Here is a 17,762-nt window from a genome sequence, read left to right as displayed (position 1 = left end):
CGAGAATGGCGGACCAGACCTATCTGTTCGTCGGATCGCTGAACCGCGCCGCCCCCTACTTCCAGGCGACCAACGGCACCGGCATCTCCCTGTTCCGCTTCGACGACACGACCGGACAGGCGGAACTGCTGGGCGAGACCGCCGACATCGACAACCCGACCTTCCTCTCGGTCGATCCGGCCAGGCGCACCCTCTATGCCGGCAGCGAGGTGTTCGGCCGCAAGGAAGGCATCGTGGCCGCCTACCGCTACGACCTGGGCGAAGGCCGGCTCGACTACATCAACATGCAGCCTGCGCTCGGCAGCATCACCGCCTACAACAGCTTTGCGGGCGGCGGCCGCTTTCTGCTGGTCGCCAACTACGCCATGGGCGAAGGCGGGCCGGACCGCTCGGTGGCGGTGTTCCCGATCCGGGACGATGGCGGCCTGGACCCGGCGGTCTCCAGCGCCGCGCACGAGGGCCATGGCCCCAACGCGGAGCGGCAGGAGCGCTCCCATGCCCATTGCGCGCTCGAGCTGCCGGGCGGCGGCCAGGTGCTGGTCGCCGATCTGGGTATCGACGAGGTGGTGAGCTACCGGCTGGACCCGGATGGCCGCCTGGAGCCCGCCGGGTCCTATGCCACGGCACCCGGCGCCGGCCCGCGCCACCTGGCCTTCCACCCGTCCAAGCCGTTCGTGTTTGTGATCAACGAGCTGGGCTCGACCATCAGCAGCCTGTCGCTGGCGGCGGACGGCGCGCTCGCCGAGATCGACACGCGCTCCGCCCTGCCCGACGGCGCAACGGTCCACAACGACTGCTCCGACCTGCAGGTCTCGCCCGACGGCCGCTTCCTTTATGGCTGCAACCGCGGCCATGACAGCGTGGTGGTGATGGCGGTCGACCAGGACGGCGGCCGCCTCGCCACGGTCCAGCACATCCCCTGCGGCGGCAGCACGCCGCGCAACTGCGCGCTCACGCCGTCCGGCGGCCACCTGCTGGTCGCCAACCAGAACAGCGACGTGATCACCGTGTTCCGCCGCGACCCGCAGAGCGGCAGGCTGGCCGATGCCGGCCGGCCGATCGCCACCGGCACGCCGATGTGCATCAAGGCGATCTCCGCTTCCCGCTGACCGACCCGTTCCCGACACCGACCAGGAGACCGGCATGGCCAAGGCCACTCCCTCGTCCGCCCCGGCGGCGGCTTCGCCGTCGATGCTCCCGCTGGAGGGCGTCACCGTCCTGGACTTCAGCCAGTTCCTGGCCGGTCCCGCCTGCGCCCTGCGCCTGGCCGACCTCGGCGCCCAGGTGATCAAGGTGGAGCGGCCGGACGGCGGCGACCTCTGTCGCAGCCTCTATGTCGCCGACCAGGGCTTCGAGGGCGACAGCGCGCTGTTCCACACCATCAACCGCAACAAGCAGAGCTTCGCCGCCGACCTGAAGGACCCGGACGCGCTGGCGCGGGTGCGGGCCCTGGTGGCCAAGGCCGACGTGATGATCCACAATTTCCGTCCGGGCGTGATGGAGCGGCTGGGGCTGGACTACCCTTCGGTGACGGAGCTCAACCCGCGCCTGGTCTATGCCTCGGTGACCGGCTACGGCCATCAGGGACCGTGGAAGGACAAGCCCGGCCAGGACCTGCTGGTGCAGTCGCGCTCCGGCTTCGCCTGGCTGTCCGGCGATGGCGGCCAGGGGCCCGTGCCGGCCGGGGTGTCGGTGGCCGATCTCACCGCCGGCGCCCATCTGGTTCAGGGCATCCTGGCGCTGCTGGTCCGGCGCGGCGTCACCGGCCAGGGCGGCCGGATCGACGTCAGCCTGATGGAATCCGCCTTCGACCTGCAGTTCGAGCAGTTCACCACCTTCCTGAACGGCGGGCGCATCCAGCCCGAGCGCAGCCGGGTCAGCGGCGCCAACGTCCACGCGGCCGCCCCCTACGGGATCTACAAGACCGCGGACGGCTACCTGGCGCTGGCCATGACCCCGATCGACCGGCTGGGCGAGCTTCTGGGCTGCCCGGCCCTGGGCGGCTTCCCGAAGGACAGCTGGTTTCGCGCCCGCGACCGGATCAAGGCGATCCTGGTCGAGCACCTAGCCGGGGCCTCCACTGGCCACTGGCTGGGCCTCCTGGAGCCGCACGGCATCTGGTGCGCGGAGGTGCTGGACTGGCCGGAACTGACCCGGCACGAGGCGTTCCAGGCCCTGGAGCTGACCCAGGAGATCGAGGGTGCGGGCGGCGGCCGGATGCTCACCACCCGCTGCCCGTTCCGGGTGGACGGGCAGATCCTCACCTCGCGCCAGGGCGCGCCCCCACTCGGCGCCGACACCGACGCGATCACCCAGGCCCACGGCCTCGACCAGGGAGCAGCCCCATGATCGTCGAGCAGTATTTCGAGGACTACGAGGTCGGCTTCGAGCGCAGGACGTTCGGGCGGACCATCACCGAAAGCGACATCATCATCCATGCCGGGCAGACCGGCGACCACTTCCCGCACCACATGGACGCGGAATGGTGCGCCACCCAGGATTTCGGCCAGCGGATCGCCCATGGCACCCTGGTGTTCAGCGTCGGCATCGGCATGACCGCCAGCACCATCAACCCGCGCGCCATGTCCTATGGCTATGACCGGCTGCGCTTCATCCGGCCGGTGTTCATCAACGACACCATCACCGTCACCGCCAGGATCGCCGAGAAGCGCGACCATCCCAAGCGCGCGGGCCACGGCATCCTGGTGGAGGCGATCGAGGTCACCAACCAGCGCCAGGAAACGGTGATGGTCTGCGAGCATCTCTACCTGGTCGAGCGGCGGACGGCGGCGGCGGCGGCGTGAGCGAGGCGAAGGTCCTGAGCAGCGCCGAGCGCCGGGCGAAATACTCGGTCCCGGCGGTCGAGAAGGCGCTGGACGTGCTGGAATACCTGGCCGACCAGGCGGTGCCGGTGAACCAGGCGCAGATCGCCCGCTCCCTCGGCCGCCAGCCGGGCGAGATCTTCCGGATGCTGACCTGCCTGGAAATCCGGGGCTACCTGCGCCGCGACGCCTTGAGCGGCGGCTACGCGCTGACCCTGAAGCTGTTCGAGCTGTCGCGCACCCACTCCCCCTACCAGGCGCTCCTGGCCGCCGCCGTGCCCTGGATGCGCCGGCTGGCCGAACAGGTCGGCGAGACCTGCCATCTGAGCGTGCTGCACCAGGACCAGGTGCTGGTGCTGGCCCAGGAGGAAAGCCCGCGCCCGTTCCGGCTCTCGGTCCAGCCCGGTTCGCGCCACTCGCTCCTGCACACCACCTCCGGGCGGATCCTCCTGGCGCAGCTGCCCGAGGCCGAGCGCCTGGACCTGCTGGAGCGGCTGCCGGCATGGCAGGAGGTGGCCGGCAAGGAGGAGTTCCTGAAGCGCCTTGCCCGCATCGCGGCGCGCGGCCACGAGCGGGCCGAGGGCGAGCGCTTCGTGGGCGGCCTGGACCTGGGCGTGCCGGTGGGAGCGCCCGGCTCCTCGGTGGGCGCCGCGCTGATCATCGCCACCCTGGACCAGCGCCAGGACCGGCCGGACATCGACGCCATGCTGCCCCGCCTGCACGACACCGCCCGTTCCATCGCCACCGAGGCCGGCCTGTCCGGCACCAGGAGCCACCGATGACCACCACCCTGCGCATCGCGGTCCGCCGGTTCGACGCCTTCGAGAGCGCCATCGCCAAGCAGTTCGCCGACTTCGTCCGGACGAGCGGCGAGGACGCCGCCCTGGACATCCAGGCCCTGGACCTGAACCCACTCCAGGAAGCCCTGTTCCAGCGCCAGGAGCTGAAGAGCGGCGCCTGGGACCTCGCGTTTTTGTCCACCGACTGGCTGGCCCAGGCCCAGGCGGACGGCTCGGTCGCCGATCTCCACCCGTTCCTCGAAAGCGAGGCGATCCCGGACTTTCCCGCCGGCTGGAGCCCGTCCCTTCTCCAGCTCCAGTCGTTCGCCGGCGGCATCTGGGGGATGCCCTACCATGACGGGCCGCAATGCCTGATCTACCGCAAGGACCTGCTGGAAGCGGCCGGCATCGCGGTGCCGACCGACTGGGCGGGCTTCCATGCCGCGGCACGCGCCCTGCATGCGCCCGACCAGGAGCGCTACGGCACCGTCCTGGCGCTATTTCCCGACGGGCATAACGGCTTCTACGATTTCTGCATCCATGTCTGGACCCGCGGCGGCGAGCCGTTCGGCCCGGACGCCAGCCCGAACCTGGCAACCCCGGAGGCGGAAGCCGCGCTCGACTTCCTGCGCGCTCTTGCCGCCGACCAGAGCGCGATCGCGCCCGGCTGCCGGGACCTGGACAGCGTGCAGTCCGGCCTCCTGTTCTGTGCTGGCAAGGTCGCGCTGATGACCAACTGGTTCGGCTTCGCGGCCCTGGGCGAGACCTGGCCGGACAGCCGGGTCAAGGGCCTGGTCGACGTGGCGCCGATCCCGGCGGGCACGGGCGGGCGCAGCCTGTCGCTGAACGTGTTCTGGGTCCTGGCGATCGCCGCCGGCTCCCGCCACCCGGATCTCGCCTGGCGCTTCCTGCGCCATCTGGCGACCCCGGCCATGGACCGGCTCACCACCAGCGAGGGAGCGATCGGCGTGCGCCGCTCGACCTGGGCCGACCCGCAGATCAACACGACCATTCCCTATTTCCACAAGCTGGACGGCCTGCACGCTCAGGCGCGCGAGCTGCCGCGCCACCCCAGGCTCGCCGAAATCGCCCATGTGGTCGACGCCATGCTGGCCCAGGCGGTCACCACCGGCGAGCCGAGCCTGGCCCTGCTGGCCCAGGCCGAACAGCGGATCCGGGAGATCGTCCGATGAGCCTCGAGCTTCGCCAGGAACATCCGCGCCCGGCCCGGCCCCGGCCGATCGTGATCGTCGGCAGCGGCGGGATCGTCGCCGACGCGCATCTGCCGGCCTACCGCAAGGCCGGCTTCCCGGTCGCCGGGCTGTTCGACCTGGACCAGGACAAGGCCAGGGCGCTCGCGGCGAAATGGGACATCCCGCAGGTGTTCGGCTCGCTGGCCGAGGCTGCCGCCACTCCAGACTGCGTGTTCGACGTGGCCGCACCGCCGGTGGCGCACCACGCGATCCTGGAGAAGCTGCCGCAAGGTGCGGCCATCCTCCTGCAAAAGCCGATGGGCCGCGACCTGGAGGAAGCCAGCCGGATCCGGGCGCTGTGCCGGGCCCGGAACTTCACCGCGGCCGTCAACTTCCAGCTGCGCTTCTCGGCGATGATGCAGGCGGTGGCCGATGCGCTGCGCCAGGGCCTGCTCGGCCGGCTGATCGAGATCGAGCTGCACCTCAACCTGGTGACTCCCTGGGACATGTTCCCGCACCTGCTGGCTGACCGCCGGGTCGAGATCGTCTCCCATTCGATCCATTATCTCGACCTGATCCGCGCGCTCGCCGGCAACCCGCTCTCGGTGTTCGCCCGCTCGTTCGGCCACCCCTCCACGAAGCTGGCGCAGACCCGCACCTCGGCGATCCTGGACTATGGCGACGACCGCCGGGTCACGCTGTCGATCAACCACCACCACGATTTCGGCCGGCGCTTCCAGGACGCGAGCTTCCGCTTCGAGGGCGACCAGGGCGCGGCGATGGTCAAGCTCGGCCTGCTGCTCGACTACCCGAAGGGGGAGCCCGACGAAGTGTGGATCAGTCGCAAGGAGGGGGACTGGCAGCAGGTGGCGCTGCGAAGCGGCTGGTTTCCGGACGCCTTCATCGGGGTGATGGCGAACCTGCAGCGGTTTGTTGCTGGCGAGGACACGCAGCTCGCGACCTCGGTCGAGGATGCCTGGCACACCATGGCGCTGGTGGAGGCTTGCTATCGCTCGATGGAAACGGCGGGGACGCCGGTACCGCGGGCCTGACCGGCCGGGCGGCGCTGCCGGACCGACCAGCCGGACCATGATCGCGGCTGGTTTCGGTTCCGGCCGGGGAGGGCCAAGGGCCGTCCCGGGGCATCGCCCGGCCTTGGTCAGGCGCGGGCGACGACGGCGTTGTTACGCCGGAAGGCTGAGATTTTCCGCCGAGACCTTGCCGGTCCGACGGTCCTTGACCAGCTCGAACTCGACCTTCTGGCCCTCTCGCAGATCGCCAATGCCGGAGCGCTGGACGGCGCTGATGTGGACGAAGGCGTCATTGGTGCCGTCATCCGGCGCAATGAAGCCGTAGCCCTTTTCGGGGTTGAACCATTTCACGGTTCCCGTGGTCATGGGAAATCCTCTTCGAGATAGGCGCAATCGGCTCGCGCGGAATGCGAGCCGTTCGTCGAAAGCATGCAAGGGTGGCGACCCCGGGCCGACATGCTGATTCGCATCAGCACTGGCCAAAAAAATCACCCAGCCTTCCATCCAGACACGACAAGTAGGCGCTCGACCGGCCGAATACCAGTGCAAGTTTTCATATTCGTCAGGGGAACCGAAATCATCGGGTGATGGGCGTTATCACGGTTGACAGATCAGATTAGGGCAAAAACATCCAAATTTTGCCACGCTGCCACCTGCATGAGCCTCTAGAAAGAACGGCCTTATACTCGAACAAGCTGCCGCGAAGTAATCGGTGCGGCCGCGGCTGGTCGCGACCGCACCGGCAGCCCGTCTCCCAGGCCTGTTCCGCCTTCCCTGCTTCCTTCGTCTTGCCGGCGGGCCCAAGGCCCACGAAGGCCGTTGCCGATCCCTTGCGAGATCTGCGCCAGGCGTGCACGACCGGGGAGCCGCTACGCGCGGACGGGAGCGCCGATGTAGCCCTTGCGGGTCAATCCGCGCTCTGCAAAGGGGGTTCCGCCGGCACCGCCAGGTCGGGCTGCCCGGGACGGAGGCTCGCATGGTGCACCACTCCCAGCCGATCACCGCCACCGGCGGCCAGCAGGACGGACGGCTGCGCCGCCTCCTGCGCCTGGTCATCCGCGAGTTCAAGCACATGCTGCCGCCGGTGCTGTTCTTCGCGGTCGGCTTCAACCTGGTGGTCTTCACCATGAACCTGGCGCTGGAGGACCAGGGCCAGGGGATCGGCGGTTTCCTCCTGGCCACCACCGCGGCGCTGGTGGTCGGCAAGGCGGTGCTGGTCGCCGACGTGATGCCGTTCCTGCGCCGCTTCGACACGGCGCCTTTGATCCAGCCGATCCTGTTCAAGACGGCAGTCTACTGGCTGTTCGTGCTGATCGCCCGGCTGATCGAGGCCGCCGTGCACTACCTGATCGAGAGCGGCGGCCTGTCCGGCTTCCTCCCCTTCACCCTCGACGAATTCTCCTGGCGTCACTTCCTGTTCGTCCAGACCTGGATCCTGGCGCTGTTCCTGGTCTACGTCACCGGCTCGGAGCTGAATGCCCTGTTCGGCGATGGCGAGCTCGGCCGCATCCTGTTCCGGCACCGCTCCAGCGACCTGAAGCTGAACCGCCGCCAGCGGATCCGCACCCTGGTCCGGCTGAACCACCTGACCGCGGCCCACGGTGCCGAGGAACTGGCCGACCCGCACAGCCGCGCCCACCGCCAGTTCATCCAGCTGATCCGCGACCTGGCCGCCAAGGCATCCGACCGCCCTGGCCCGGATCCCCGTCGCGGCGGCTGAACCTGCCCGCTGTGCCGGGCCCGTCGCCGGTTCAGGCCGCTTCCGAGCTACCTCCCAGCCTACGCGGCGCTTCGAAATACACGATCATCCTCAGGTGGCGATGCTCGTCCACCGTCAGCGTCTCGTGCTGGAAATCGACGCGCCGCCCGTCCGGATCCAGGAGGGAGCCGATCCCATGGCCGGGGTCGACCAGACCCGGCTGGCGGATCCATTGCCCGGCCTCCGGTGCCAGGCTTTCCAGCTGCTCGATCAGGCCGCGCATGGCGGGATCGTCGGGCGCACTCGCCAGGTCGCGCTGGAACTGGGCGATTAGCCGCGAGGCGTCCTCCGGCCACGCCGGCAGGCGGCGACGCAGGCCGGGATCGCCCACCACCATGCGCAGGAAGTTGCGCCCGGCCGGATCGCGGCCGGCAAAGCCGAACAGGCGGTCGGCCGCGGCGTTCCACGCGACCACGTCCCAGCGCAGGTTCAGCACATAGGCCGGGCGCAGGGTCAGGTCGTGCAGCAATTGCTGGATCAGCGGCGTGACGGTCGGCCAGTGCGCGGGTTCCAGCGGCGGCGGGCGGCGGTGCGCCAGCAGGAACAGGTGGCAGCACTCGGCGTCGTCCAGCCTGAGGGCCCGGGCGATCCGCAGCAGGAAGCTTTCGGAGACCTGGATGTCGCGTCCCTGCTCGAACCAGGTGTACCAGGTCAGCCCGACGCCGGCGATCTGCGCCACCTCCTCGCGCCGCAGCCCGGCGGTGCGGCGCCGGCCGGCATGGGGCAGGCCGATTTCGGCCGGGCTGAGTCTGGCCCGGTGCCGGACCAGGAACTCGGAGAGTTCGCCACGCGTGCAGGCAAGGGTGCGGCCGGCCAAGATGTTGCTCGCAGTACCAGGATAAGTTCCAACATTGTGACAGGCTGATCCTGCCCGAATCTTCGCCTCCGACAAGGAGGCGACATGACTTCTCGTGCCGATACGACGCTTTGTGAACCACCGCTTGCGGGCCGGGCGAGACCGGGCCGGCGCGGCCGATCGGAGATGCGCGCCTGGCTGGGCCTGGCGCTGCTCTCCCTGCCGACCGTCCTGCTCGGTCTCGACCTGACCCTGCTGCATCTGGCCCTGCCGGCCCTGGCCGCCGACCTGCGCCCCTCGGCCACGCAGGCGCTGTGGATCATGGATGCCTATGGCTTCATGATCGCGGGCTTCCTGATCCCGGCCGGCACGCTAGGCGACCGCCTCGGGCGGCGCCGGCTGCTGATGATCGGGGCCGCCGCGTTTGCCGCCGCCTCGGTGCTGGCGGCGTTCTCCACCAGCGCCGCCATGCTGATCGCGGCGCGGGCGGCCCTCGGCGTGGCCGGCGCCACGTTGATGCCGTCGACCCTGGCGCTGATCAGCACGCTCTTCCCGGATCCCTCCCGGCGGGCGGTGGCGGTCGGGATCTGGGCGACCATGTTCGCGCTCGGCATGGCGATGGGGCCGGTCGCAGGCGGCATCCTGCTGACGCAGTTCTGGTGGGGTGCCGCCTTCCTGCCCGCCGTCCCGATCCTCGCCCTCGTGCTCCTGCTGGGCCCCGTCCTGCTGCCGGAATACCGCGCGCCGGGCAGCCGGCGGCTCGACCTTCCCAGCATGGCGCTCGCGATCGCCGCCATGCTGGCGCTGGTCCAGGGCATCAAGCAGACCGCCAAGGACGGCATCGATCCGGCCGTGCTCGCCGCGATCGGGACAGGCCTGGCCCTCGCCTTTCTGTTCGTCCGGCGGCAAAGGCGGCTTGCCGACCCGCTGCTCGATCTGGGCCTGTTCAACCACCGGGCCTTCACCTTCGCCCTGGTCGTGCTGCTGCTGGGCCTGGTGCCGGTGGGCGGCACCATGCTGCTGGTCACCCAGCATCTGCAGCTGGTGCTGGACCTGACGCCTTTGGCGGCCGGGATCTGGATGGGCCCACCGGCCCTGGCCATGGCCGTGGCCGGCATCGGCGCGCCGCTGGCCGCCCGGCATGCAGGGCCGGCCGTCGTGGTGGCCGGCGCGCTCGGGCTGTCGGCCCTGGGCTATTTGATGCTGGCCCTGCTCGGCGCCGAAGAAGCCCACGCGACCAGCCTCGTCGTGGTCGTCACCGGCTTCGCCCTGGCCTATGCCGGGCTCGGCACCCTCGCCGCGCTTGGCACCGACCTCGTGATCGGCTCGGCGCCACCGCATAAAGCCGGCTCGGCCGCCGCCCTGTCCGAGGCCGTGCAGGAGCTGGGCCTCTCCCTCGGCATCGCCCTTCTCGGCAGCCTCGCATCCGCCATCTATCGCCAGGCGATGCTGGACCACCGGCCGGCCAACCTCCCCCAGGGCGCGCGCGATGCGCTCGGCGACAGCCTGTGAGCAGCGTCGGCCATGGCGGACCGTCTGCCGGCCGGGCTGCTCGACGCCGCAAAGGCCGCCTTTGTCGCCGGGCTGAACAGCGCGTCCGCCTTCAGCGCGCTCGCCGTGGCGGGGCTGGCGGTCCTCGCGGCGCTGACCCTGCGGCATGTGGGGCATCCGCGGCCGGGCGAAGCGCGCTCGCAGGACCGGGAAGGATCCCCCGGATGACGCTTCCCAGCATTTTTGTCATCCGATCATCGTGGGAGATGGCTAGGGAGCCGCCGATGACATCCTGCGCCTCCTACATGATCTGCACGTCGCCGCGCAGCGGAAGCACGCTGCTGTGCCGGATGCTGGCGGCGACCGCCGTGGCCGGGGCGCCCGCCTCCTTGTTCTTCCGCCCGTCCCTCCAGGACTGGATGACGAGGCTTGGCGTCGATCCGGGAACGGCGGCGACGGAACCGGAACTGGTCGCAGTAATCCTTCGCGCGGCGATCCGGAAGGGGCGCAGCGGCACCCCGATCTTCGGCCTTCGCCAGCAGCGCCTTGGCTTCGACTTCCTTCTGGAGAAGCTGGCGACCCTGTATGCCGCCGAGGCAAGCGACCGCGAGCGCATCGCGCGCGCCTTCGGGCCGACGCTGTTCATCCACCTGGCGAGGGCGGACAAGGTCGCCCAGGCCGTCTCGCACCTGAAGGCGCAGCAGACCGGCCTCTGGCATGTGGCGAGCGACGGCTCCGAGCTGGAGCGGACCGCTCCGCATCGTGCCCCAGACTACGACTACGGGCGGATCAAAGACTGCGTCCAGACCATGACCGCCTATGATCGCGGCTGGAACAGATGGTTCACGCAGCAAGGGATCGAGCCTGTCCGCATCTGCTACGACCAGCTCTCGGAATCGCCCATCGGGACATTGCGCCATCTCCTGGATCGCCTGGGCCTGGACCGGCGGGCGGCCGACCGGGTCGAGCCCGAGCTCAGGAAGATGGCGGACCCGGTCAGCCGGGACTGGATCGCCCGCTTCCGGGCCGAGGCGGCCCTGGACGGACCGCGCGAGACCGCATGCGCCTGCTCGGCAAGCGGATGATCCTGGAGCTCGAGGCAGATCACGAAGGCGCCGGTGCGCCCCGGCGTCGTGGTGGATCCCCCGGGATTCGAACCCGGAACCGGCCGATTAAAAGTCGGACGCTCTACCGTTGAGCTAGGGATCCTTTGGCAGGCGCGACGGCCCGCGGCGGGACGGGATTAGCCGATCTGGCTGGCCGCCGCAAACGAAGAGGTGCGGGTTTGGCCGGGAAAGCCGGCTACCAGAGCAGGACCGTCGCCCCGCCCACGCAGACCAGCGCCACCACGCCCAGGGCCGGCACCAGCAAAGAGCGGCGGGGGCGGATTGGCGGCAGCGGGTCGTGGCCGAGGCTGTCCTCCACCAGGGTCGCCGTGAGGCTGGCGGGATCCAGGACCAGCTGGCCGCTGCCGGCCGCGGCCAGGGCGGCATGGCTCAGGCCGAACACGCCCGCCTGAGCCTCGGACGGCCCGATCTGGGCGCCGAACGGATGGCCGTCCAGGGCCTGCACGACACTGCCGCCGCCGGGCGTCACCCGGAAGCGCAGGCGCCGGGGCGGCCCCATGCCGTCCTGCCCGGTGATCCTGGCGGTGCCGTCGGTCTCGATCCGAAGGGTGCCGCGAAAGGCCCGGGCCAGCTCCGCGAACGGCAGGCCGGGCAGGCCCTCGCCCGGATCCGGGGCCGGCAGCGGCTCCTTCAAGTCGTGGTCCAGGGCGCGAAGCACCACCAGCCGCGCCGGGGTGATCACGAACGCCGCCCGGACCGGCCGGCTCCGAACCGGCACGGGCGCAGGCGGAGGCGAGCGAGGCCGCTCCCCTGGCGGCACCACCAGCATGTCCGGCGGGCGGACCGGGCCTGAGTCGCGCGGCGGGTCCGGCTCGAACGCGCCGTAGCTGGGGATCACCCCTTCCCAGCTCACCTTGCTGGAGATGCCGAACTCGGGCAGCTGAAGCTCGACCACGCTGAATTCCGGCACCGCGTCCACGATCTCGCGGCCGACCGTCAGCACCAGCGCGTCGCCGTCGAACGCCGCCTCCAGCGGCAGGAAGCGGTGCTCGGCGACTTGCCAGCCGTTCGGCCCGAGCCAGGGGGTGGCGGGGTCGCTGCGGCGCACCGCCAGATGGGCGTGGCGGCTTTCCGGCGGGACCGGCGCGAAGCGCAGCCGGGCGCGCCCACCGGCACCGGCGTCGGCATCTTCCAGCAGCGCTTGGACGTGACGCATCACTTCGATCCGCGCAGGCCGTCGAGCAGCAGGCCCAGGCGCCGGTTCTGCTCGACATCGACAAGGCCACCCTGGCCCCAGGCGGCATTGTCGCGCGTCAGGAGGCGCAAGGCGAGCAGCCAGAACCGCGCCCGCTCGAAACGCTCGGATTCCATCTGGCCCTTGTCCGGCGAGAGGCTGGGCAGCTGCCCGACCGAGAGCGGGGCGGGCTTGCGCAGGACGGGCACCTCGGCCTGGTCGGGCAGGCGCAGGTCGGTGCCCAGGAGGTTGACCAGCCGGTCGATGATCAGCCCGCTGCCTAAGGCAACCCGGTGCATGACGTCGCCGGCGGTCTGGGCAAAGGCCTCGGTGGCGCGGACATGCGCCTCGACCCGCTGCGCCACCCCAAAGCGCCTGGCTCCCACCGCCAATTCGCCCACCACCGCCCGGAAATGCTCGCAGGTCAGCCCGAAGGCGCGGGCCAGCTCCTCGTCGCCGGCCTTGCGCTCCAGGTCGTCCAGCCAGACCTGCACCGCGGCATCGCCAAAGCGCATCGGCGCCGGCCGGGCCGGGTCCGCCCGCAGCCCCAGGACCGAGCGCTCCGGACCGGCCAGGATCTGCCGCCGCGCGATCTCCAAGAAGCGCTGGGCCAGCCGGGCCGTGCTCGCCTGCAGCTCGGCCAGAAACGGCCCGAACAGCATCGGCCGGTGCTCGAACGCCAGGATCACCGGCTCGATCCCCTCCAGGCGCCGCTCGACCCGGGCGGCCAGGTCGCCGGCCTCGTGGAAGGAAGCGAGCTCGCCCTCCAGCTCGTCGGCCAGTGCTGCGACCCTGGGTGCCACCTGGTCGAACTTCAGGTCGGGGTCGCAGACGGGGGCCAGCTGCTCGGCGAGCAGGCGGATGCCGCCGTCGTTGAGCGCCAGCATCCCCTCCCACTTGCCGGCCGGGTCGGCCACATGGGTGCGGACCATGGGATCGGCCAGAAAGGCCTGGCGGTAGCGCTCGACCAGCTGGGCCTTGTCCGGCCGCAGCCGCGCCTCCGGCGGCATCGCCCCGGCAGGCAGCTCCGGCGCGACCGCATAGTCGAACAGGTCCTCGCGCTGGATGCCCTTGGGATTGCGGATGAAGAACAGGTTGGTGAACGGCCGGCCCGGCAGCCATTGCCTGGTCCAGCCGGAGAACTTGCTGACGCTGCTGTCCAGCCGGTTGGCGACCGACTGGGCGGGCTCGGTGCCGGTGCTGAAGTCGAACAGCTTGTCGGCCTTGGTCAGGCAGAAGAACAGGCTGGTGCGCCGGCCGGCGCGCCGGGCGCGCTCCTCGGCGGTGGCGCCATGGGTGACGCCCACCCAGTCCTGGACCAGCTCCGGCAGCTTGGCCACGTCCTGGTTGCTGTCGCCCACGCACAGCAGCATCGTGTTGAGGTCGAGGTCGGCCGCGTACTTGTCGAACAGCACGGCGACCTTGCCGCGCAGGAAGCAGTAGGCGCGCGCCTGCGGCTTGTCCTTGGCGCGCAGCAGACGGTCCGGGGTGGAATCCTCGCGCGAGCGGGCGCCGGGAAAGTCCAGAAGGTCGGTGTGCTCGAAGAACGGCCAGGCCGGCTCGTCCAGCACCACCCGCAATTCGGCGGTGAGCGCCGTCACCACCGGCTTGCGCAGCAGCACGACCGGGCGCCCCGGCACCAGCACCGGGACCAGGCCCGCGGCCGCCGGGTCGTCGCCGTCCAGGCCCAGCAGCGTGTCGACATGGACGAGGCTGCGGGTTCGCTCGGTGATGGTGTCGAGCGGCACGTAGGCGAAGTCGGCAGCACCCTGCTGAGCGTCGCCCAGGAGGTCCAGCGCGTCCTTCAGCTCGCGATAGAGCCGGGTGAACTCCGGAAGCTCGCCCCAGAGCGGCGCCAGGAGCTCGGTGCGGTCGGCCGCGGAAAGATAGGGTGCCGCCGCCTCGGCGCAGGCCCAGTAGCGGGCGGCCGGCGCGCCGGCCCGCTCCGAGAGCGGATGGCGCGGCAGGCTGTGCGCCAGGTAGGCGCGCAGCTCGAACACGTCCTCGACCACCAGCGTGTCGACCCGGCCGGCCCGGCGGCGCGGCGGCATCGCCGCCTCCAGGGCCGCCAGGCGCTCGGCGGTGAACAGCGCGTCCGGATCGGCCTGGGCGCCCAGGTCGAACACGAAGGCGTTGGCCAGGATCTTGACGATGTCGATCTCGCGCAGGAGGCGCAGCACCACGTCGTGGCCGGGCGGGGTCGGGTGCGGCCGGATCGAGAAGCGGGTGACCACGCCGGTGGTCTCCTTGCCGCCCTGCGGGTTGACCTCCTCCAGGAAGTCGCGCTTGACCGCCTGGGCGCCGGTGCCGAACAGCACCTTGGCCGGCCGCCCGGCCGGGGTGATCAGGCTGCCGATCAGGAACGACTTGCCGGCCTGGCTGGCGCCGAACACGCCCACCGACATCGGCCGCTCAGCGGCGTTGGCCAGCCGGCGCGCCTCGACCGCATGCTGGCGGCAGGTGCGCTCCAGCGCCTCCAGCCGGTTGCCGACCAGGCCCGGATTGTCGCGGAACCAGGCGAGCCCGCCCATCGCGGTCTCGGCCAGCCGGCGGGCGCGCGCCGCCAGCTCCAGGTCCTTGGCCCGCGCGTCGTTGGCCGGCATGTCCCCAGCCTGCACGTCCACGCCGCTCATGACGCGCCCAGCCCCAGGGTGCGCAGGACCCCGGTATCCAGCCAGTATCCGCCGGTGGCCTCCTGGTCCATCGGGATGGTCTGCAGGCGGAAGCCGACCTTGTCCCGGCGCGAACGGTCCTCGGCGTCCACCACCTCGGCCAGCCGGAAGTCCTCCAGCGTGGCGTCGGCGCGCTCGATCCGCTCGAAGGTGAGCTTGAGCGGGGTCGCCAGCCGGGCCAGCCCGGCCGGGTCGGTGAAGTAGACATAATAGAGCGGGGTCGTCTTCCAGCGCTCCAGCGGCAGCTGGCGGAAGCCCAAGAGGACCGGGCCGCCCATGGTCAGGGTGAAGCTCTCCACGTTCTCGCCGGTGTCCAGGTCGGCATCGGCCAGCAGCACGTTGCGGGCGACGATCCGGCCGTCCAGGTCCATGGCGCCGATGAAGCGGGCGGTGGAGCGCATCTTCAGCCGGCTGGCCCGGAACACGAAGCCGCGGGTCATCCCCTCGCAGATCCGGCAGAGCAGGGCGCCCACCGCGGCGGTGGTCTTGGGGTCCTGGATCAGGAAGTCGAGCGAGCGGAACGGATACCAGCCGCCGACCTCGTAGCGGTCCATCGGCACCACCCGGTCCGGCGAGAGCGGCAGGTTGGCATAGACCAGGTCGCGCACCGCCGGCATCCGGGACGGCCGGCCGGTCAGCAGCAGCACGTCGCAGTCATAGGCGCGGATCACGTCGCACAGGTCCTCGACCATGCCGACCGCGACCGAGTGGACCGCCCCGCCCATCAGGGCGGCGTCGATGGTGAACTCGATCTCGTCCAGATCGAAGCCGCGCGCGCCCGCCTGCTCGGCCGCCCGCAGCAGATGCTGGCGCACCGGCGGCGACAGCCGGTCCTGGCCCAGGAGGTCCAGGCAGCGGCGATGGACCGGCGGGGCAGGCCGGCGCGGGTCGGACTGCTCGTAGGCGGCGATCAGCGCCAGGGCGACCGGCACCAGGAGCTGGTTGACCAGCAGCGCGCGCAGCGCCTGCTCCTGCTGGGTCTGGCCGACCCGGTTGCCGCCGAACAGGTCGGACAGGACATGGTGCGGGCGCGCCACCCCTGCCCGCCCCAGCGCATGGGCCAGGTCCGGCAGCACCACCTGCTCGATCACCGCCTGCACGATGTCGTCGCCGGCCTGGCGGAAGCCCTCGCGGAACAGCTGGGCCGGCTCGATGGTCTGCTCGTTGCCGTGGCGGATCTTGTACTCGACGATCATCAGGTCGGTGGTGCCGCCGCCCATGTCCATGCTGGCGATCCGCAGGGTGCGGCCGTCCGGCTGGTCGTGGCCGATCAGCCCGAACAGGTCGAAGGCGTTGCCGCGGAACTTGTAGCTGATCTCGTTGAACAGCCAGACCAGATGGGTGGCGGTGGCCTCGTCCCAGTCCAGCATCACGTCCGGGCGCCGGTGCAGCCCGTCCTCGGCCGACCAGCCCATGGTCTGCCAGACCAGCTCGATCGCCGCCATGATCCGCTTGCGCATGATCCGCTGCTCGGCCAGCGGCGTGGCCGAGGGCATGGTGAGGATCAGCGAGCGCAGCCGCCTGGGCAGCCCGGCATGGGCGCGCTGCTCGCGCACCGCCACCGCGTTGATCTGGCAAAGGGCGTGGATCAGCAATTCGGCGATCATCAGCGTGTAGAGCGAGGAGCGCGAATACAGCGGCTGCATCCCGACCTGGCCCTGCACCGCAAGCTCGCCGCTCTCGGTGAGCCTGGCGGTCATCGGCCCGCTGATCGGCGGCACCCGCTGGCTCTTGGGGAGCGGGCCGCGGCTGTTCACCCACGGCAGCGGCCTTGGCGCGTCGTCCCACAGATAGCGCTTGGCGCTGGACAGGCCGGACACGCCCTCGGTGCCGTCGGAGAACGAGGCCAGCCATTCCGCCTCCGGGCCGATCCGGACCGGCGAGGGCCACCAGAACGCGTCGCGCCGCCGCCCGGTGCGCCGGCTGAGGTCGGTGCGCCCGAAGCTGGCCGGGGCGAACTCGATCCGGCTGGCGAACGGGTCGGCATAGACCCGCTCCGGCCGGGACAGGTCGCGCAGCTCCAGCCGGTAGGCCTGGCCGATATCGACCACGCCGCGGTCCTTGGGCTGCTCGATGATGATCCCGCAGGTCCGGCTGTTGCCGACATCGACCACCAGGTCGACGTCGATCGGCTCGTTGCGCAGGGAATCGGTGAGGGTGTCGACGAAGCGCAGCACCGGCAGGCGCAGCGCCTCCTCCAGGGCCTGCAGGAGCACCAGGTAGGCGGCCCAGTACTCGCCGGGCTCCGCCAGGTCCTCCAGCTGCAGGGGCCGCTTGCGGTCGCGGCTGCGCCCGGCGAGGTACGCGTCGGCGATCCAGCTGCGCACCCAGTCCAGCGCCAGGAACCAGCGGTTCTTCACCCCGTCGGCGACAAAGGCGAACCTTGCGTCGTCGACCGCGTCGTTGGGCTCGGGCGCCGCGTAGGGGCCGGTGGCGGAGCGGTCGAGCAGCACCGTGTCGAAGGCCAGCACCACCCGGTGGGTGTGGCCGTCGCGGTCCGGCGCGTCCTGGCGGCGGACATGGACCCTGGCCCAGTTGGTCGGGCCGTTGTCGTAGCCAGGCCCGCCCGGGCCGGCCTGCTCCTTCTGGCGCAGGAACGGCACCGGCAGCCAGGTCCCGTCGAACACGTCCAGCGCGCGGGCCGCCCGGTATTCGTACAGCCCCTCCTCGGGCGCCGGGATGCCGTCCGCCGCGCCGTCGGCAGCGTAGCGCCAGGAACCGTCTTTCCCCTCGAACAGCGGATGCAGCACGAAACGGGCGGAATCGGCGTCCGCGCCGCTGCCGGGCGGCTCCGCCCAGAAATGGCCGGTCAGCCGGGCGACGCGGGCTTCGTCCAGCCCGAAGTCCAGGAACTGGATGCCGGTGTTCATCACGAGGCTGGTCACTTCGGGAAATTGCACGAGCGTCTTCAGCATCGG

At 70.9% G+C, this 17,762-nt stretch carries 13 protein-coding genes, 1 tRNA gene and 1 pseudogene; 9 read left to right on the top strand and 6 right to left on the bottom strand.

What is annotated here, in order from left to right; translation table 11 throughout:
- Window positions 1–5 precede the first annotated feature (5 nt).
- Genes GEMRO_RS0121545 through GEMRO_RS0121520 form a run of 6 tightly spaced genes read left to right on the top strand, consistent with a single transcriptional unit; the run spans window position 6 to window position 5,846 of the window.
- A complete protein-coding gene (locus GEMRO_RS0121545; protein ID WP_027135658.1) occupies window positions 6–1,109 on the top strand; it encodes a lactonase family protein in 1,104 nt (367 codons plus the stop codon).
- A gap of 34 nt (window positions 1,110–1,143) precedes the next feature.
- Window positions 1,144–2,349, top strand: coding sequence for a CaiB/BaiF CoA transferase family protein (locus GEMRO_RS31100; RefSeq protein ID WP_205625053.1), 1,206 nt, complete (start codon window positions 1,144–1,146; stop codon window positions 2,347–2,349).
- A complete protein-coding gene (locus GEMRO_RS0121535) occupies window positions 2,346–2,804 on the top strand; it encodes a MaoC family dehydratase (protein ID WP_027135657.1) in 459 nt (152 codons plus the stop codon). The genes GEMRO_RS31100 and GEMRO_RS0121535 overlap by 4 nt, the downstream gene beginning before the upstream one ends.
- Entirely contained in the window at window positions 2,801–3,604 is an 804-nt protein-coding gene (locus GEMRO_RS0121530; RefSeq protein ID WP_051329329.1) for an IclR family transcriptional regulator, read from the top strand. Before GEMRO_RS0121535 ends, GEMRO_RS0121530 begins: the two co-directional genes overlap by 4 nt.
- Window positions 3,601–4,794: an extracellular solute-binding protein gene (locus GEMRO_RS0121525; RefSeq protein WP_027135655.1), complete on the top strand. Its 1,194-nt coding sequence runs from the start codon at window positions 3,601–3,603 to the stop codon at window positions 4,792–4,794. Before GEMRO_RS0121530 ends, GEMRO_RS0121525 begins: the two co-directional genes overlap by 4 nt.
- The gene (locus GEMRO_RS0121520; protein WP_027135654.1) at window positions 4,791–5,846 is read left to right on the top strand and encodes a Gfo/Idh/MocA family protein; all 1,056 of its coding nucleotides are present in this window, start codon (window positions 4,791–4,793) and stop codon (window positions 5,844–5,846) included. The genes GEMRO_RS0121525 and GEMRO_RS0121520 overlap by 4 nt, the downstream gene beginning before the upstream one ends.
- A 132-nt stretch (window positions 5,847–5,978) precedes the next feature.
- On the opposite strand, the gene GEMRO_RS0121515 is transcribed toward GEMRO_RS0121520, so the two are convergent.
- Entirely contained in the window at window positions 5,979–6,191 is a 213-nt protein-coding gene (locus GEMRO_RS0121515) for a cold-shock protein (protein WP_027135653.1), read from the bottom strand.
- Window positions 6,192–6,801: 610 nt separating this feature from the next.
- Between GEMRO_RS0121515 and GEMRO_RS32950 the strand changes: the two genes are divergently transcribed.
- On the top strand, window positions 6,802–7,545 hold the full coding sequence (locus GEMRO_RS32950; RefSeq protein ID WP_051329328.1) for a hypothetical protein: 744 nt from the start codon (window positions 6,802–6,804) through the stop codon (window positions 7,543–7,545).
- A gap of 31 nt (window positions 7,546–7,576) precedes the next feature.
- On the opposite strand, the gene GEMRO_RS31090 is transcribed toward GEMRO_RS32950, so the two are convergent.
- Complete coding sequence (locus GEMRO_RS31090) at window positions 7,577–8,401, bottom strand: helix-turn-helix transcriptional regulator (RefSeq protein WP_035485786.1); 825 nt, start codon at window positions 8,399–8,401, stop codon at window positions 7,577–7,579.
- Between the two features lie 84 nt (window positions 8,402–8,485).
- Here GEMRO_RS31090 and GEMRO_RS31085 point away from each other — a divergent pair.
- Together GEMRO_RS31085 and GEMRO_RS31080 are read left to right on the top strand one after the other, a co-directional pair.
- Window positions 8,486–10,099 (top strand): annotated as a pseudogene (locus GEMRO_RS31085) (MFS transporter).
- 56 nt (window positions 10,100–10,155) lie between these two features.
- On the top strand, window positions 10,156–10,956 hold the full coding sequence (locus tag GEMRO_RS31080; RefSeq protein WP_051329327.1) for a Stf0 family sulfotransferase: 801 nt from the start codon (window positions 10,156–10,158) through the stop codon (window positions 10,954–10,956).
- Between the two features lie 49 nt (window positions 10,957–11,005).
- Here the strand turns inward: GEMRO_RS31080 and GEMRO_RS0121490 are convergent.
- The 4 genes from GEMRO_RS0121490 to GEMRO_RS31075 form a co-directional block, all read right to left on the bottom strand.
- Window positions 11,006–11,080: transfer RNA gene (locus GEMRO_RS0121490), tRNA-Lys, on the bottom strand.
- 93 nt (window positions 11,081–11,173) lie between these two features.
- Entirely contained in the window at window positions 11,174–12,154 is a 981-nt protein-coding gene (locus GEMRO_RS0121485) for a hypothetical protein (RefSeq protein WP_027135652.1), read from the bottom strand.
- Entirely contained in the window at window positions 12,154–14,805 is a 2,652-nt protein-coding gene (locus GEMRO_RS0121480; RefSeq protein ID WP_027135651.1) for a virulence factor SrfC family protein, read from the bottom strand. The genes GEMRO_RS0121485 and GEMRO_RS0121480 overlap by 1 nt, the downstream gene beginning before the upstream one ends.
- Window positions 14,802–17,759, bottom strand: coding sequence for a virulence factor SrfB (locus GEMRO_RS31075; protein WP_035485783.1), 2,958 nt, complete (start codon window positions 17,757–17,759; stop codon window positions 14,802–14,804). Before GEMRO_RS31075 ends, GEMRO_RS0121480 begins: the two co-directional genes overlap by 4 nt.
- Window positions 17,760–17,762 lie beyond the last annotated feature (3 nt).

Source organism: Geminicoccus roseus DSM 18922 (genome assembly GCF_000427665.1).
In the GTDB taxonomy this organism is placed as follows: domain Bacteria; phylum Pseudomonadota; class Alphaproteobacteria; order Geminicoccales; family Geminicoccaceae; genus Geminicoccus; species Geminicoccus roseus.
The sequence above is the reverse complement of the archived record's forward strand: the minus strand, read 5'-3'. Positions and strand labels throughout refer to the sequence as shown.

Excerpts from the sequence above, each read along its gene's own strand:
- GEMRO_RS0121545 (WP_027135658.1), top strand. The coding sequence starts at position 6 with ATGGCGGACCAGACCTATCTGTTCGTCGGATCGCTGAACCGCGCCGCC.
- GEMRO_RS31100 (WP_205625053.1), top strand. The coding sequence starts at position 1,144 with ATGGCCAAGGCCACTCCCTCGTCCGCCCCGGCGGCGGCTTCGCCGTCG.
- GEMRO_RS0121535 (WP_027135657.1), top strand. The coding sequence starts at position 2,346 with ATGATCGTCGAGCAGTATTTCGAGGACTACGAGGTCGGCTTCGAGCGC.
- GEMRO_RS0121525 (WP_027135655.1), top strand. The coding sequence starts at position 3,601 with ATGACCACCACCCTGCGCATCGCGGTCCGCCGGTTCGACGCCTTCGAG.
- GEMRO_RS0121520 (WP_027135654.1), top strand. The coding sequence starts at position 4,791 with ATGAGCCTCGAGCTTCGCCAGGAACATCCGCGCCCGGCCCGGCCCCGG.
- GEMRO_RS0121515 (WP_027135653.1), bottom strand. The coding sequence starts at position 6,191 with ATGACCACGGGAACCGTGAAATGGTTCAACCCCGAAAAGGGCTACGGC.
- GEMRO_RS32950 (WP_051329328.1), top strand. The coding sequence starts at position 6,802 with ATGGTGCACCACTCCCAGCCGATCACCGCCACCGGCGGCCAGCAGGAC.
- GEMRO_RS31080 (WP_051329327.1), top strand. The coding sequence starts at position 10,156 with ATGACATCCTGCGCCTCCTACATGATCTGCACGTCGCCGCGCAGCGGA.
- GEMRO_RS0121485 (WP_027135652.1), bottom strand. The coding sequence starts at position 12,154 with ATGCGTCACGTCCAAGCGCTGCTGGAAGATGCCGACGCCGGTGCCGGT.
- GEMRO_RS0121480 (WP_027135651.1), bottom strand. The coding sequence starts at position 14,805 with ATGAGCGGCGTGGACGTGCAGGCTGGGGACATGCCGGCCAACGACGCG.
- GEMRO_RS31075 (WP_035485783.1), bottom strand. The coding sequence starts at position 17,759 with ATGCTGAAGACGCTCGTGCAATTTCCCGAAGTGACCAGCCTCGTGATG.